Origin of the sequence: Moorena producens 3L (genome assembly GCF_000211815.1) — a bacterium.
GTDB lineage: Bacteria > Cyanobacteriota > Cyanobacteriia > Cyanobacteriales > Coleofasciculaceae > Moorena > Moorena producens.
In genome coordinates this window covers 1-14898 of sequence record NZ_GL890956.1, presented here as the reverse complement: position 1 = coordinate 14898, position 14898 = coordinate 1, and the positions used below count along the sequence as shown (strand labels likewise).

At 43.2% G+C, this 14898-nt stretch carries 13 protein-coding genes; 7 read left to right on the top strand and 6 right to left on the bottom strand.

Annotation, left to right across the window (positions count from 1 at the left end):
• Positions 1 to 37: 37 nt before the first annotated feature.
• The 3 genes from LYNGBM3L_RS24805 to LYNGBM3L_RS24795 form a co-directional block, all read right to left on the bottom strand.
• Positions 38 to 1009: a glycosyltransferase family 2 protein gene (locus tag LYNGBM3L_RS24805; RefSeq protein WP_008188066.1), complete on the bottom strand. Its 972-nt coding sequence runs from the start codon at positions 1007 to 1009 to the stop codon at positions 38 to 40.
• A gap of 142 nt (positions 1010 to 1151) precedes the next feature.
• Positions 1152 to 1901, bottom strand: a complete 750-nt coding sequence (locus LYNGBM3L_RS24800) for an ABC transporter ATP-binding protein (RefSeq protein ID WP_008188065.1) — start codon at positions 1899 to 1901, stop codon at positions 1152 to 1154.
• Positions 1902 to 2708 carry an ABC transporter permease gene (locus tag LYNGBM3L_RS24795; protein WP_008188064.1) on the bottom strand — a complete coding sequence of 269 codons (807 nt, stop codon included), beginning with the start codon at positions 2706 to 2708 and terminating at the stop codon, positions 1902 to 1904.
• A gap of 358 nt (positions 2709 to 3066) precedes the next feature.
• Between LYNGBM3L_RS24795 and LYNGBM3L_RS24790 the strand changes: the two genes are divergently transcribed.
• The 7 genes from LYNGBM3L_RS24790 to LYNGBM3L_RS24755 all read left to right on the top strand — a co-directional run bounded on the left by LYNGBM3L_RS24790 (position 3067) and on the right by LYNGBM3L_RS24755 (position 12463).
• Positions 3067 to 4755: a hypothetical protein gene (locus LYNGBM3L_RS24790; RefSeq protein ID WP_008188063.1), complete on the top strand. Its 1689-nt coding sequence runs from the start codon at positions 3067 to 3069 to the stop codon at positions 4753 to 4755.
• A 677-nt stretch (positions 4756 to 5432) separates the two neighbouring features.
• Entirely contained in the window at positions 5433 to 6404 is a 972-nt protein-coding gene (locus LYNGBM3L_RS34265; RefSeq protein ID WP_008188061.1) for a glycosyltransferase family 2 protein, read from the top strand.
• Positions 6405 to 6423: 19 nt separating this feature from the next.
• Positions 6424 to 7188 carry an FkbM family methyltransferase gene (locus LYNGBM3L_RS24775; RefSeq protein WP_008188060.1) on the top strand — a complete coding sequence of 255 codons (765 nt, stop codon included), beginning with the start codon at positions 6424 to 6426 and terminating at the stop codon, positions 7186 to 7188.
• Between the two features lie 388 nt (positions 7189 to 7576).
• Positions 7577 to 8515, top strand: coding sequence for a glycosyltransferase family 2 protein (locus tag LYNGBM3L_RS24770; RefSeq protein ID WP_008188059.1), 939 nt, complete (start codon positions 7577 to 7579; stop codon positions 8513 to 8515).
• A gap of 466 nt (positions 8516 to 8981) precedes the next feature.
• Positions 8982 to 10055 (top strand): N-acetylneuraminate synthase family protein, encoded by a 1074-nt coding sequence (locus LYNGBM3L_RS24765; protein ID WP_008188057.1) that lies wholly within the window; start codon positions 8982 to 8984, stop codon positions 10053 to 10055.
• A 15-nt stretch (positions 10056 to 10070) separates the two neighbouring features.
• On the top strand, positions 10071 to 10877 hold the full coding sequence (locus LYNGBM3L_RS24760) for an SDR family oxidoreductase (protein WP_008188056.1): 807 nt from the start codon (positions 10071 to 10073) through the stop codon (positions 10875 to 10877).
• Between the two features lie 113 nt (positions 10878 to 10990).
• Positions 10991 to 12463, top strand: a complete 1473-nt coding sequence (locus LYNGBM3L_RS24755) for an aldehyde dehydrogenase family protein (protein ID WP_008188055.1) — start codon at positions 10991 to 10993, stop codon at positions 12461 to 12463.
• Between the two features lie 273 nt (positions 12464 to 12736).
• Here the strand turns inward: LYNGBM3L_RS24755 and LYNGBM3L_RS24750 are convergent, their stop codons facing one another.
• From LYNGBM3L_RS24750 to LYNGBM3L_RS24735, 3 genes are all read right to left on the bottom strand, one after another.
• Positions 12737 to 13006, bottom strand: a complete 270-nt coding sequence (locus LYNGBM3L_RS24750; RefSeq protein ID WP_008188054.1) for a type II toxin-antitoxin system RelE family toxin — start codon at positions 13004 to 13006, stop codon at positions 12737 to 12739.
• Positions 13003 to 13242, bottom strand: a complete 240-nt coding sequence (locus LYNGBM3L_RS50585) for a RelB antitoxin-like protein (RefSeq protein WP_044494693.1) — start codon at positions 13240 to 13242, stop codon at positions 13003 to 13005. Before LYNGBM3L_RS50585 ends, LYNGBM3L_RS24750 begins: the two co-directional genes overlap by 4 nt.
• A 607-nt stretch (positions 13243 to 13849) precedes the next feature.
• Positions 13850 to 14473: a DUF938 domain-containing protein gene (locus LYNGBM3L_RS24735; RefSeq protein ID WP_044494669.1), complete on the bottom strand. Its 624-nt coding sequence runs from the start codon at positions 14471 to 14473 to the stop codon at positions 13850 to 13852.
• Positions 14474 to 14898 lie beyond the last annotated feature (425 nt).

Genomic DNA, 14898 nt, shown 5'->3' with positions numbered 1-14898 from the left:
TATTAGTCTAAGGTGTTAGTCTAACCGGTTAGATTAATCAGACTTGTTCCAAATTTGTCAAGTTGAGTCTGATATTACCACTTTGTCCATTCTGATTTACCCCGGTTTCCATCTCAACAATTTTCGCAATTTCAGCAATTTTCGCCCGCGCTTGTTCTAATTCAAGCTTAAGGGCATGGTATTCCGTTTCAACGGCGTGATATTTGTTTTCAAGGGCTTTATAGTTGAGATTGAATGTATGTCCACTGTTTTCGGCATTTTGAAGCCATTCTCTCAGGTTAATGACGAACTCCTGATATTTTATAATTCTTCTGTTTAACCAGTAGGAATCTTGATACATTGGGCATTGGTTCTGAATACTATGGGTTTCAGGTAGAGATTGTCTTAACTGACTAGAAAGTCCTCCTGCATAATAGGATGCGATTGTCCGAGGATAGTAACACAATTTCACAGTCTCATTCTGGATTAGCCTCAGAAACCATTCATAATCCGATGCTATTTTGTAGCGTTCATTGAAAAGCCCTATCTTAGAGAAAAACAAGTTAGCTCTGGAGAAGCTGGCTTGGTGAGGCAAACATCCACAGATCATTGCATCAGGTACGTCCTCAGGCAAGGGAGGTTTGACTAAAAAGGAAGACCCAGATTGCTCTCTAACCTCTAGGTCTCCATACACAAAATCACAGGAGGGATTTGCCAACAGGAAGTTAACGGTATCTTGGATTACCTTTTTATCAAGATAATAGTCATCTGAATTAATAAAAGCAATAAACTCACCAGAGGAGTACTTCACTCCCTTATTCATGGCTTCATAGATACCGCCATCAGGTTCGCTAATAAATCGGCTAATCTGATCACTATATTTATGCGCAATCTCCTTAGTTTTGTCTTGGGAGTCCCCATCAATAATAATGTACTCTATATCCTCATAGGTCTGAGAGACGACACTCTTGATCGCTCGCTCTATAAACCGCTCAGCATTTTTACATACAGTGATAATTGAAATCCTCACACGTCCTCCTCGAAATTATCACTATCAGGGTGATAATACTGCTTTAACTATAGGTTTAACTATATTCCAACTGCTCAGATTACCATCTTTCATTTACCTTGAGCTTTTAACTTTTGTTTAAAAATTTTAACTTTTTTTAAGGTTAAACCACTTCGGTAACACTATTCAAGTAGGAATCGACTACCTCATTGCTCTCTCCCGCTAACTTTATCCTGCCTTTGTCTAACCAAATCACCCGCTTGCAGTCATGGCGCACAAAGGATAAATCATGGGAGACCACTAAAACAGTGGCATGAGCCTCCCAAAATCTTTCCATGCGTCGCTGGCACTTAATTCTAAAACTTTGATCCCCTACGGATAACACTTCATCTAAAATTAAGATATCTGGCTGTACATCAGTGGCAATGGCAAAGCCTAGCCGCGCTGACATCCCTGAGGATAATCCTTTCACTGGCATTAACTTGTAGTCTTCTAGCTCAGCAAACTCCAAAATCGATGGGGTTCTGAGTTTCATCTCTTGTTTAGAGAAACCTAGCATCACGCCATAGAGTTTGATATTATCCACTACCGAAAGTTCCGGATCGAATCCAGCTCCTAGCTCAATCAGAGGAGCGATTTCACCTCTGATCCATACCTGACCCCCTGTCGGCTTTAATATGCCACAGATAACTTTAAGTAGCGTTGATTTTCCTGAACCATTCGGTCCAATGATGCCGATTTTTTCCCCAGCTTCTACTGCTAGATGAATGTCATCAAGGACTAAATTCCTGGAAGGTTTGCGGTATTTTCCCTCCAAAAACGATAGTATGGTTTTCTTGAGGTCATAGGAAAACTCTTCTTGGGTTCTTCGCCACAATGAAACCCGATCGAGTCTAATAACTTCTTCTGTCATCTATAACAAATCCATGAAGTGAGGCTGCCAAACTCGAAAGCAAGTCCAGCCTAAGGATACAATTACTATGGCACTTAGGCATGAGTGTCCAATTAACCCTACATCTGGCAAACCTCCTGACAAAGAAATCTGTCGAATGCTTTCAATAATCGGCAATAAGGGATTTAAAAACAAAAAGGGTTGAACCGCCTCTGGGACAATTGCTGCTGGATAAAAGACTGGAGAGCTAATCCAGATCACAAAGCATACTAGTTCGTAGAAATAAGGTAAATCCCTAAAGAAAACATAGAGAACACTGACGAAAAAACCGAGGCCGATACTAACCAAAATTAATGCGATTAACGGAAGACTCAACGCTAGCAAATTGACTACACTTTTTGAAGTAAGCAACGTGACAATAGCTAGGAGAGGAAAGCTGCCAACAGCTAACTGAAACACGTTAGCAGCAATGGTTGAAACTGGGAAGACACTGATTGGTAAACGAACTTTATTCAACAGGGCACCATTGCCAACTACGCTGACTAATGCTTGGTTGGTTGAAGCGGAGAAAAAGTTAGTGACAAGCAACCCAGTAAAAGCCGCCAGAATATAGTTAATGGTTGAGTTGTCATAATAAGAGGCAAAGGTAGCACCAAAAATTGCTGTATATAGTCCTGTCATAATCAAAGGATTTAACAAAGACCAATATACTCCCAGAAGCGATCCTCGATAACGTCCCTTCAGATTTCGCTCTGTTAATATATACAGCAACTCCCAATAGCGCTGAAGTTGCCACCGTGCGGTGTTAGCCTTGAGGGATAAGGTCATAATTTATACACCGAAGATATAGAACCGAATATGAATATATAGAACCGAATATATAGGGATTCAAGTTAGCCTCCCCACTGGTTCTTAGATGCGCATTTTTAGAACCATAACATATACTGCGAAGAAATTCGCCCTGTCGTGTTCCCACCCCGCACTTTTGGTTACGGCGCGTTCGCGTAGCGTAGACCTTTGGGCTAATCGCATAAGCGCGGAAGCTGAGGCCGTAGGCCACGCTTTGCGAACGCTTCATCGCGCAACCGTTCTGTTTCGGTGTGTATATTCTTATCATAGTTTAGGGAAATTTGTCGAGTAGGAACTTGTTATAATCCCTTGAGAAGTAAGTATCTGACTTGATTATATGTCTCTGACTAGTGCTGACGAACTAGAGCCAAGTCCCTTGCTTTCTTGGCAACTAGGGCAAAGTAACTTGTTAGATTGGCGAGCTATTATCGAAACTAACCCCTCCCTCTGGAGAGAAGCCAAGCAACGGTCTCACCAGGGACCAATGGTCCTAATAGCAACTACCGTAGGGGGGTCAGCGCCACTGTCACTACCAGAAAGCCTACTAGCAGTAGCCCTTACCCTCAGAGGAGCACAGGTTCATACTCTCCTGTGTGACCATTCTCTGCCTGCCTGCCTCAATCTTCAAAAACTAGATACACCTCAAGAAAGGATTGAAAACTATGATCTAGAAACGATCAAGTGCCAAAAGTGTTTTGCAACCGGTCGTTATCTGTATCAACCGTTGCATTTGACGAACCATGTATTCAGTGAACTGCTCACTGGGCTCGACAGGCTAGAGGCAAAACAGATCGCAGCACACGTAAGGCTATCAGAGATTGAAAACTATTGCCTGGGCAACTGGAATATTGGTGAACACGCCTATGCTGGGGCGCTGCGCTATTTTACCAGCGGGAATCTAGATAACGAACCCAACAGTGAAATCGTGGTGCGTCGGTATTTTGAAGGGGCTTTGCTGACTGCGTATGCTATCAGTAAGCTACTGTGTAACTATAATTTTAAGGCTGCTTGCTTCAATCATGGCATCTACTTACCTCATGGCATCATTGGTGAGGTGTGTCGCTCACGCCAAGTGCGGGTGGTTAACTGGACGATTGCCTACCGCAAGCGTTGCTTTATTTTTAGCCATGGAGACACTTATCATCACACTATGCTCAGTGAGCCTCTCCATGCCTGGGAAACCATGCCTTGGAATCAGGCAATGACAGATGACATCCTACAGTATTTGAAAAGTCGATGGCAAGGCACTCGGGATTGGATTTGGTTTCATGAAAAACCTGATGAAGAATTTAGCCGAAATGCTGAGGAGATGGGGCTTGACCTGAACCAGCCGGTGATTGGGATGCTCACCAATGTGATGTGGGATGCCCAGTTGCACTATCGCGCTAATGCTTTTCCGAATATGCTAACGTGGGTACTCCAGACGATTGAGTATTTTGCTAAACGTTCTGACTTACAACTGCTGATTCGGATTCATCCAGCAGAGATTCGGGGAACGTTGCCTTCTCGCCAACCATTGTTGCCAGAAATCAAGAAGGTCTGGTCTCAATTGCCTAAAAATATTTTCATCATTCCTCCAGAAAGTCCTGTGAGTACCTATGCAGCGATGATGGAGTGCGATTCGGTGATTATTTATGGGACAAAAACTGGAGTAGAGTTGACCAGTGTAGGCATTCCGGTGATCGTTGGTGGTGAAGCTTGGATCCGAGATAAGGGAATCACGATGGATCCTTCGACAGCACAGGAGTATTTCCAGTGCTTGGATAAGCTACCCCTTGGTGAACGGTTGGATTCCAATGCCCTTAAACGGGCGAGGATGTACGCTTACCATTTCTTTTTCAGACGGATGATTCCCCTACAATTTACGGAACCCCTATCTGAAAATCCTTACGTGAAGCTGAATATTACTAGCCTAGAGCAATTACTTCCTGGTGCAGATCCGGGTTTGGATATTATCTGTGATGGAATCTTGTCTGGTTCTCCTTTTATCTATCCAGCGGAACGGTTGGGAATTGATCGCGTCTAAGGATTAAGCATCTGGTGCATCTCATTAAAGCTGTTTGACCCGGTGGGTGGCATGGACATCTTGGTGCCATGAGCATCTTGGTGCCATGAGCATCAGGCGTGGAACGGGGATCAGGCGTGGAACGGGGATCAGGCGTGGAACGGGGATCAGGCGTGGAACGGGGATCAGGCGTGGAACGGGGATCAGGCGTGGAACGGGCATCTTGCCCGTGATCAATTTCCGGACGGACTATCCCAACCAGGCGCGAAGAGGCGGAAAATCAGGGCAAGCCCTTGGGTGGTGCGTTACGGGGCTACTGGCTACGAAGTTGAATATGATGGCAAGGCGCGCCCCTAACGCACCCTACGGACTAAGAAGAGGCGGAAAATCAGGGCAAGCCCTTGGGTGGTGCGTTACGGGGCTACTGGCTACGAAGTTGAATATGATGGCAAGGCGCGCCCCTAACGCACCCTACGGACTAAGGGGGGTTAAGGGGGATTCCTGCTCCCTTTGATAATCTAAAAATTTTTACTAAAAATTTTTAGATTTATCTATCCATTAAGGACTTGTTATTATAACATAAACAATGGGATACTTTGATATCATTATCCCCGAGGGTGCAACTATAACAGCCACATCAGATTAAGCTAAATCGCTTAATGGTGATGGCTCCATACAGGTGTGTTCAGGAGTGCCTTATGAACTATATCAAAATTCTAGCTAAGCCTTTTCGTCAAGTCAAACAATTGTATAATGGCTCATTGACTCATTCTCCTATTAAACTAGCTAATCCAGGACCAGCTAATCCAGGACAATTGAGTCATTTGAAGATATTAAAGTCTTTCGCTAAACCGGTAATTAGCTCTGAGAAAACCTGCATCGTCTCGGTGGTGATTGGGAGTTATAACCGTAGACCTTTACTGGAAAAAGCGATTCAAAGTGTTCGAGATAATCAGATTCGGGTTCCCTATGAAATCATTGTGATTGACGGGGGGTCAACGGATGGCTCTTTAGAATGGCTCATTCAGCAGAAAGATATTATTACTATCATCCAACATAACCGAGGGGAATTCCAAGGAAAGCCACTCAAGCGTCGCAGTTGGGGGTATTTTATGAATCTTGGCTTTAAATCAGCTAAAGGTAAATATATTTTGATGATCAGTGATGATTGTCTGCTATTACCGAATGCGGTTAATTTAGGGTTGGACAAGTTTGAAGAGGTGGAAAAAGCTGGCGGAAAAATAGGGGGAGTAGCTTTCTATTTTCGGAATTGGCCAGAGGATGAAGAGTACTATGTACAACATACCCTTGGTGGCAAACTGTTTGTTAATCATGGTATGTACTTAAAAGAAGCCCTAGCAGCAGTTGACTGGGCGGATGAAGAGCGATATATCTTTTATAAAGCTGATGGTGATCTCTGTTTAAAGATGTGGCAGCTTAATTATGAAATTGTAGATTGTCCAGGGGCTTATGTTGAACATTATTATGATCGAAATGAAGCGGTTCGCCAGACTAACAATGCTGTTTTAGACCATGACCGAGAGGCTTACTTGAAGCGATGGGAAGGAATTTATTATCATCGATATAAGCGGGATCTCCGGAGACGAGTAAATAGGTTATATGAGGACAAAAATAGAACAGCAGACCAGTTTATGGACTTAGTTTATTAAGTTTTATAGGAGTAACTAAATGGCTTCGGTGAAACAGGAAATTGGTCGGTTGGTAAATCGTCTGTTAGCATCCATGAATTTAAAGTTGTTAAGGCTTTCAGACTACAAACAAATTGTTGAAGCGAGTCCCGATCCAGGCAGGGAGCTATGGCGATGGCTTCGTGAAAATTATTCGATTAAGACGGTAATTGATATTGGAGCAAATAATGGGGATTTTGCGGAATTTTTAGCCATTTACTTCAATGCTAAACAGACCTATGTATTTGAACCATTGCCATCTTATATATCAGACTTGGAAGGGAAAGGCGCTAAGATTCCTAATCTAAAAATTTTTAATGTAGCGTTGTCGGATTATCAAGGAGAAGAGTTATTTTATGAGAATTCTTATGGGCCAGCTTCTTCCATGTTAAGAATCAGTGAAGTATGTAAGAATGAATTTCCACAGACATCAGGAGAAAGTGAAATGAAAGTAAAGGTTTGCCCCCTGGATGACCTATTACAGTCAGAATTAGAGTCTGATCAATTTGAGAGAGATGTTTTTATAAAAATTGATGTCCAAGGGGTTGAAGATAAAGTGATAAAGGGAGGTAAAAAGCTATTTTCAATAGGGCGATGTGTTCTGGTAGAAATGTCATTTGTTCCCCTGTATAAGGAACAACCATTATTTGAAGAGGTACATGAATGTTTGGTAGAGTTGGGTTACCGATTTGCGGGAATTAAAAATCAAATTAATTCTATCAAGTCGGGACAGCCATTATTCTGTCATTGTTTGTATGTCCGTTAGGGTTGTGCAAGCTATCAGCTATCAGGTATCAGCTATCAGGTATCAGCTATCAGGTATCAGGTATCAGGTATCAGGTATCAGGTATCAGGTATCAGCTATCAGGTATTAGCTATCAGCGGTCAGATATCAGGTATTAGCTATCAGGTATCAGCTATCAGCGGTCAGCTATCAGGTATCAGGTATCAGCTAATAGCTATTAGCTTATGGGCTACATCACGCTTGTGGCCTGTGCTACGGCTGACCACTGACCACTGACCGCTGACCGCTGACTGCTGTTCGCGTAGCGTGCGGGTAGCGCATATGCTGATAGCTGAATGCTGATAGCTGAATGCTGATAGCTGAATGCTTACGTTAATTTTTAGGAGTGAAGGTGAGGAGTGAAGGAACCATGAAACTTTCTGTTGTTGTTGGTACCTATAATCGATTGAGTCTTCTGAAGCAATGTATTACTAGTATTCTTGAACAAACATCAACCCCTACGAAAATTTATGTAACTGATGCGGGGTCTGATGATGGCACTATTGAGTATTTAAATGCGATCGCATCCTCAAATCCACAGGTGATTCCGATTTTGGTGGGAGAAAAGCTTGGTCAAGCTAAAGCCTATAATGATGTGTTCAGACTTATAGATACTCCCTATGTGTGTTGGGTAAGTGATGATAATGTCATTGTGAATCAGGGTCTGGATACGGCGGTAAAAATACTTGAGGAAAAGCCGAAGATCGGGATGGTAGCTCTGAAAGTAAGGGATAAACAAGGTCCCTTCGTGAGTGCTCCCTATATTGGTGGTGTCTCAGTAATTGGTGTGTTAAATGTTAACCAAGGTGTGCTGAGAACTTCCGTATTAAAACAGGTGGGTGGATTCTGTGAAGTATTTCGAGATTATGGGATTGATCCGGATTTGACCACGAAAGTTTTATATTCAGGGAATGATATCGTTTATACTAAAAAAATTGCTATTCATCATTACCGGAATTGGAGTTCGGATCCTAATTCTCCAGAATATGCCCAAATGATGGAGAGGCAAAAGCACTATAAAGCCCTTTATGCGGAACGGTACTCAAAGTATGCTAAAGCAGGTTGGTTATGGCAACTGAAAAAGTATCTTTGGGCATTGTTTCGTAAAGGGATCGGGTTTGATCAACACTACAATTCAGACCAACCGATCTTCTGGAATCTCATCCCTCGGGATTGGCACAACATCATGACCAGTCGGTATATTAGTATCACCGATCCGATGACTACCCAACGTAAAAGTTATCACTTAATTCAACATTGTCCAGGATATTTACGACCGAGATCATTTGAAGTCGAGCCGTTATCGTAAAAGCTATCAGCTATCAGCTATCAGCTATCAGCTATCAGCTATCAGCTATCAGCTATCAGCTATAAGTTATTAGCTATATAGCAATTATATATCCCATAAGGTACAACTTGATCCCCCTAAATCCCCCTTAATAAGGGGGACTTTGAGGTTGACAAGCGTACCTCATAACTGGGAGAAACGCTATAAGTTATTAGCTATCAGCTATAAGTTATTAGCTATCAGCTATAAGTTATTAGCGTGTCGCGTATCAGCTATCAGCTATCAGCTATCAGCTATCAGCTATCAGCTATCAGCTGACGGCTGACCGCTGACCGCTGACCGCTGACGGCTGAAGGCTGACGGCTGACTGCTGAATGCTGAATGCTGACAAAAAGACAAATAAGTATTGAAATCTCAGCTAATTAATGGTAAACCATTGGTCAGTGGTGAAAAACCGATAGGAATTTATTGGTTGTAGGAGTGTAAAATGTCTCGAAGACTGACTATTAATGGCTTTGAAATTCATGACGATAGCGATTGCTTTGTGATTGCTGAAATTGGGAATAACCATCAAGGCAGCTTGGAAAAGTGTAAAGAAATGTTCCGGATTGCTAAGGAATGCGGAGCGAATGCTGTAAAACTACAAAAACGAGACAATCGTGCCCTTTACACGAAAGCTGCTTTTGACAGACCTTATGACCATGAAAATAGTTTTGGTTTGACCTACGGTGAGCATCGGGAGTTTCTAGAATTTGGTGCTTACGAATATCAGGAATTGAAAAAGTATGCTGAAGAAGTAGGGATTACGTTTTTCTCTACTGCTTTTGATATTCCGAGTGCGGACTTTTTGGGTGAGTTGGATATGCCAGCTTATAAGATCGCTTCTGGAGACCTTAAGAGCTTGCCCCTAATTAAACATGTTGCCCAATTCCAAAAGCCGATGATCGTTAGCACGGGTGCAGCTACTTTAGAGGATGTGCAACGGGTTTATGATGCGATCATGCCGATTAACCCCCAGCTGTGTATCCTCCAATGTACGGCAAGCTATCCAGCGGACTTTGAAGAACTTGACCTGAAGGTGATCGAGACCTATCGGGAACTGTTCAGTGATATTGTGATTGGTCTATCTAGCCATGACAACGGTATCGCCATGGCAGTGGCGGCTTATGTTCTTGGGGCTCGTGTGATTGAGAAACACTTTACCCTGAACCGGGCGATGAAAGGAACAGACCATGCTTTCTCGTTAGAACCGACAGGGTTGCGCAAGATGGTAAGAGACCTCAGACGCACTCGCCAAGCTTTTGGGGATGGGGTGAAGAAAGTACACCTAAATGAACGTCCTGCTTACTTGAAGATGGGTAAAAAACTGGTTGCTGGGGATAATTTACCTGTAGGACATGTTTTAAGGGCAGAGGATATCGCGATGAAATCCCCAGGGGATGGTTTACCCCCTTATGAATTGGACCATGTGATTGGTAAAGTCTTAACCAAACCCCTAAGGGTGGATGAGTCGATTATGTTGGCTGGGTTGGTGGAAAATGTTGAAAAGGTTGCTTTGTAGGGTGTTGTTGGCTTCGTGAACTATTTTGACCTCTCTGGCAAAATCGCTATTGTTACTGGAGTCTTAGGTAAACTTGGACCGGTGTGGAGTCGGGCATTACTGGATGCTGGCGCAACGGTTGTGGGGATAGACCTACCATTGGCTCAGGTGCCAAGGTCTTTTGAGCTACTTCAACGGCATTATCCCAAGACTCGTTTGTTTTTGGAGCGGGGTGATATATGCGATCGCACTGCCATCATCGCAATCCGCGATCGCATCCTGACCGACATTGGCATTCCTGCTGTGATTGTCAACAATGCTGGGATTGACCAACCTCCTGGTCCAGTGAAAACCTACAGCTTGGAAGAGATACCCCTAGAGATTTGCCGCAATGTGTTTGAGGTGAATGTCTTGGGAGCATTCCAGGTGACTCAAGTCTTCGGTAGCCCGATGCTGGAAGCTAGACGAGGTTCAATCATTAATATCGGTTCCTTGTATGGGAGCGTATCTCCCGATGCCCGGTTTTATGAGCATCTGGAGTGCGACCCTCCTTTTTTAAAACCCCCTGCCTATGGGGCATCCAAGGCAGCACTGGTGAATTTAACCCGGTACTTTGCTACCCACTGGGGACCCTTTGGCATCCGGGTTAATGCCCTTTCTCCGGGAGGAGTATTGGGTGGACAAGATGAGGAATTCAAAGGTCAATTTTGCGATCGCGTTCCTCTAGGACGGATGGCAGAGTTTGATGATTTACTTGGCCCATTAGTGTTTCTGGCATCCGATGCCTCTGCCTATGTCACAGGTATCGAACTCAGAGTTGATGGTGGTTTTACAGTTTGGTAGATTAGACTCCTACTCCCTATTCCCTATTCCCTATTCCCTATCTTGATTGCTATTGTTTGAACTTCTATTGGTATCATGACTCACCATGAGACACTTCCAAGGGGGAAAAAATAATGGCACAAGACTATTTACCGAGCCAAGTCTTGAACTGGATTGATGGTCAACAAGTAGCAGCAGTGGCAGGAGAATGGTTTGAGAAGCTAGACCCCACTAATGGTCAAGTGCTATGTCAGGTGGCTCGCTCAAGAGCAGCAGATATTGAGCAAGCGGTAAGGTCAGCTAAACAGGCTCAACCGGCTTGGGCTGATACTCCCCCGGTACAACGGGGAGCTATCTTACACGAGATTGTCCTGGGTATGAAAGCCCGTCAGGAGGAGATTGCCAAGATAGTAGCAGCAGAAACCGGTAAGTCCTATAGTTCAGCTTATGGAGAAACTGGCGGTGCGATCGCATTAGGATTATTCTACGCTAGTGAAGGACAACGGTTGTATGGTCGCACCACTACCAGCGGTGTGGTTAATAAATATGCCATGACTGTGCGTCAACCTCTGGGAGTTGCTGGATTAATTATTGCGGCCAATACTCCCATTGCTAATGTAGCCTGGAAAGTCTTTCCAGCCCTGGTTTGTGGCAATAGCGCTGTATTAAAAGTAGCAGAAGACACTCCCGCCACGGCTTGGATAGTTGGACAAATTGCTCAAGAGGCTGGGTTACCCCCTGGTGTCCTCAATATTATTCAGGGATATGGTGAAGAAGCTGGCGCTCCCTTGGTTGCTCATAATGATGTCGCTGTGGTTAGCTTTACCGGGTCCACAGAAGTAGGACGAATTGTGCAACGGGTAGCTGGGGAGCGCTTTGGCAGGGTATCCCTGGAATTGGGGGGTAAGAATCCCTTGGTCGTGTGTGATGATGCGGATTTGAACAATGCTATCAAGTGGACCTTACTCTCAGTGTTCAGTAATGCCGGTCAACGTTGTGCTTCTGCTAGTCGAATCATTGTCTTTGATAGCATTTATGATCAATTCCGTGACCAATTAGTGGAGAAAACTAAGGAATTAAAATTAGGTCCCACTGACCAGGATGACCTTGGTCCAGTGATTAATGAGCAACAGTTGATCAATATGATAGCAGCGGTGAAACAGGCACAAGAAGCAGGAGCAACGGTGTTGGTGGGAGGCGATCGCTTAACAGACCCTGACCATGCTACTGGTTTCTATATGGCTCCGACCCTCCTAGAGAATGTAGACCCCCACGCGGAAATTTCTCAATGTGAATTATTTGGTCCGATTGCTAGTCTCTACCGGGTCAAAGACTTTAAGGAAGCTCTTGCTCTTGCCAACGATTCCCCCTATGGCTTAACTGCTTCGATTCACACTCGCAACATCCACCGTGCAGTAAGGTTTTGTGAGAAAGTCCAAACTGGCGTAGCTGTAGTGAATGCCGGTACTTATGGCAGTGAACCTCATATGCCCTTTGGTGGACTCAAGCAATCTGGTAATGGTACCCGTGAACCAGGCACAGAAGCGTTGGATGTCTATTCTGAGTTGAAGGATATCTATATTAATATCGATCCTGAGCAATTTTGATCATTAGGGAGTAGGGAGTCGGGAGTCGGGAGTCGGGAGTAGTTGATGTAGGGTGGGCAGTAAGTATCATAGCGATGGAAACCTTTGAAATTGGTTATATACACTGCCCACCTGACGATTAATTTTATTTACTGTCGGTGGGCAGTGCTTATCAAAGCTACTACCAGCTTTGGGATTGGTCTTAGGCACTGCCCACCCTACGATTAATTTTATTTACTGCCGGTGGGCTGCGATTCTACTGCCCACCCTACTACTTTATAATTTTCTATTGCTTTAAGGAAAATAACGATAAAATTCTCGTCTATGGAGAACACGGGAGAATATGATAGTATCGCCTTTTATAAAAAAACCAATTCTATAATCCCCTAAACGAATTCGATATGCATTTTCTTCTCCTTTTAATTTTTTGATGTTTTTGATATCCCTAAGATTTTGACAGGAAATAATATCCTGAAACGTAAACTTTTTAATCGTTCTATAAACGGGCGTGCTTTTCAGAGATTTAAGATCTTTAAGAAAGGTTGGAAGATATTCGGTTTTCATTCCTTATCTAGTTCTGCTAATGCTTCTTCCAAACTTAAGGGAGTTTCATCTTTAACTTCCATCATAGCACGATATAGTCCTTCATCTTCAAAGCTTTCAATTAAACGTTCATAGTCCTGAAAATAAATTAATACTTTCTCGATATTACCTTTATTATCGGCAATTAATTCTTGTGCTAATGGATAATCTTTATGGTTTCTTGTTTCCTCTTGATTGCAGAAACTTTTGACTCCAATCTTAACTATATAAATAGCTACTGGAGTCGCCAATGCCACGGGCAAATTTACCGACTGCACTAAATACGGAATCAAAGTAGTAATTCCTCCAGCGAGTAGATCATTTTTAAATTCATCTTGACAAATTATATGGCGACACCGCCTGGCTAAATTTTGCAACCAACTCTCTTTTATATCTATTCTGTCGATTCCGGCTTCCGAAGCTATAATTTCAGTCGCATACTCCAAATCTCCTTCCTCTTCTTCTATCTCATTTAGGGCAGCCAAAGCCTCTGGATAATTTGCCAATTGATACCGAAATTGCTCAATTTCTTCTCGTGTAACTGTAATCATATAATTCTTCGTTTTAAATACTTAATTTTATTATAGCAATTTTAAATTATTTTAGTTGATGTAGGGTGGGCAGTAAGTATCATAGCGATGGTAACCTTTGAAATTGGTCTTAGGCACTGCCCACCCTACGATGATTTTTATTCTCTTTAGCATGCATGCTAAAGGCATGCATGCCTTGCGCGTAGCACTATATCCAAGTAGGGTGGGCAGTGCTTATCAAAGCAACTACAAGTTTTAGGATGGGTCTTAGGCACTGCCCACCCTACGATTTTACTTACATGTGTTTAAATACTACTGAAAGATTATTAGCTGGCATTTGATAAGTTTTTTCAAGGATGAGATTATGAGTATTAGCAACGTCTACAACATCTTCTAAATTACGTACTCCCCATTCTGGGTTTTGTTCTCGTAAATAGGAGTCAAAATCAGCATTGGAAAGTGCAGTATGTTTATTACCTTGTTTGTAGGGACCGTATAAATATAGAATATCTCCTGATGAAAGGATACGACCAGCACCTGCCATTAATCCTAAACAAGTAGACCATGGTGAAATGTGAATCATATTAATGTTCACCATCGCTACAATATCTGGTATTTCTGATAGTATTTCCGTTTCTACTTTCCAAACTGGCTGACTGACATCAATATCAAGGGTTTGATGGAGGTTGTCGCTAGGGTAATCTTTAGCCCAGGCGATAATACTTTCACGGAGGGAAGCATTGATATCGGAAGGAATCCATTTTCGAGGGTTTAACTGTTGTGCAAAATAGATAGCATGTTCTCCGGTACCGCTAGCAATTTCTAAAATTGTGCCAGTGGCTGGTAGTATCTCTAAAAGTACTTTTAAAATTGGTTCCCGGTTGCGCTGGGTTGCTGCAGCGTATTTTCTGCTGTCCACTAATTCTTCTCCCCGATAATGATATAGCAATTCTACAACTTGTGAGGTACAAATTTATGGGTTTTAGGGAGCAGGGACTGAGGCCGTAGGCCACGCGGGGCGCGTTCGGAGCAGGGAGCAGGCAAGAGGCAAGAGGCAAGAGGCAAGAGGCAAGAGGCAAGAGGGAAAAAATCCCTCATTAGAGATGTAGGGTGGGCAGTGCTTACCTTCGAGATTGTCAGCTTTTTAATTGGTATGAAGCACTGCCCACCTGACGATTAACATTATTAAAAAATAATACAATTAACTATTTTGTCGAGTTAATTTACTGTCGGTGGGCAGTGCCGATTCAACCGATTACAAGCTTTTTAATTGCTATGAAGCACTGCCCACCCTACGATTACTGCTCCCCCATACTTCCCTAAGTTACTGTCGGTGGGACAGTG

What these genes read in the sequence shown, in the direction of transcription:
- LYNGBM3L_RS24775 (WP_008188060.1), top strand. Translation starts at nt 6,424, where the DNA reads ATGGCTTCGGTGAAACAGGAAATTGGTCGGTTGGTAAATCGTCTGTTA.
- LYNGBM3L_RS24755 (WP_008188055.1), top strand. Translation starts at nt 10,991, where the DNA reads ATGGCACAAGACTATTTACCGAGCCAAGTCTTGAACTGGATTGATGGT.
- LYNGBM3L_RS24800 (WP_008188065.1), bottom strand. Translation starts at nt 1,901, where the DNA reads ATGACAGAAGAAGTTATTAGACTCGATCGGGTTTCATTGTGGCGAAGA.
- LYNGBM3L_RS24795 (WP_008188064.1), bottom strand. Translation starts at nt 2,708, where the DNA reads ATGACCTTATCCCTCAAGGCTAACACCGCACGGTGGCAACTTCAGCGC.
- LYNGBM3L_RS34265 (WP_008188061.1), top strand. Translation starts at nt 5,433, where the DNA reads ATGAACTATATCAAAATTCTAGCTAAGCCTTTTCGTCAAGTCAAACAA.
- LYNGBM3L_RS24765 (WP_008188057.1), top strand. Translation starts at nt 8,982, where the DNA reads ATGTCTCGAAGACTGACTATTAATGGCTTTGAAATTCATGACGATAGC.
- LYNGBM3L_RS24770 (WP_008188059.1), top strand. Translation starts at nt 7,577, where the DNA reads ATGAAACTTTCTGTTGTTGTTGGTACCTATAATCGATTGAGTCTTCTG.
- LYNGBM3L_RS24750 (WP_008188054.1), bottom strand. Translation starts at nt 13,006, where the DNA reads ATGAAAACCGAATATCTTCCAACCTTTCTTAAAGATCTTAAATCTCTG.
- LYNGBM3L_RS24790 (WP_008188063.1), top strand. Translation starts at nt 3,067, where the DNA reads ATGTCTCTGACTAGTGCTGACGAACTAGAGCCAAGTCCCTTGCTTTCT.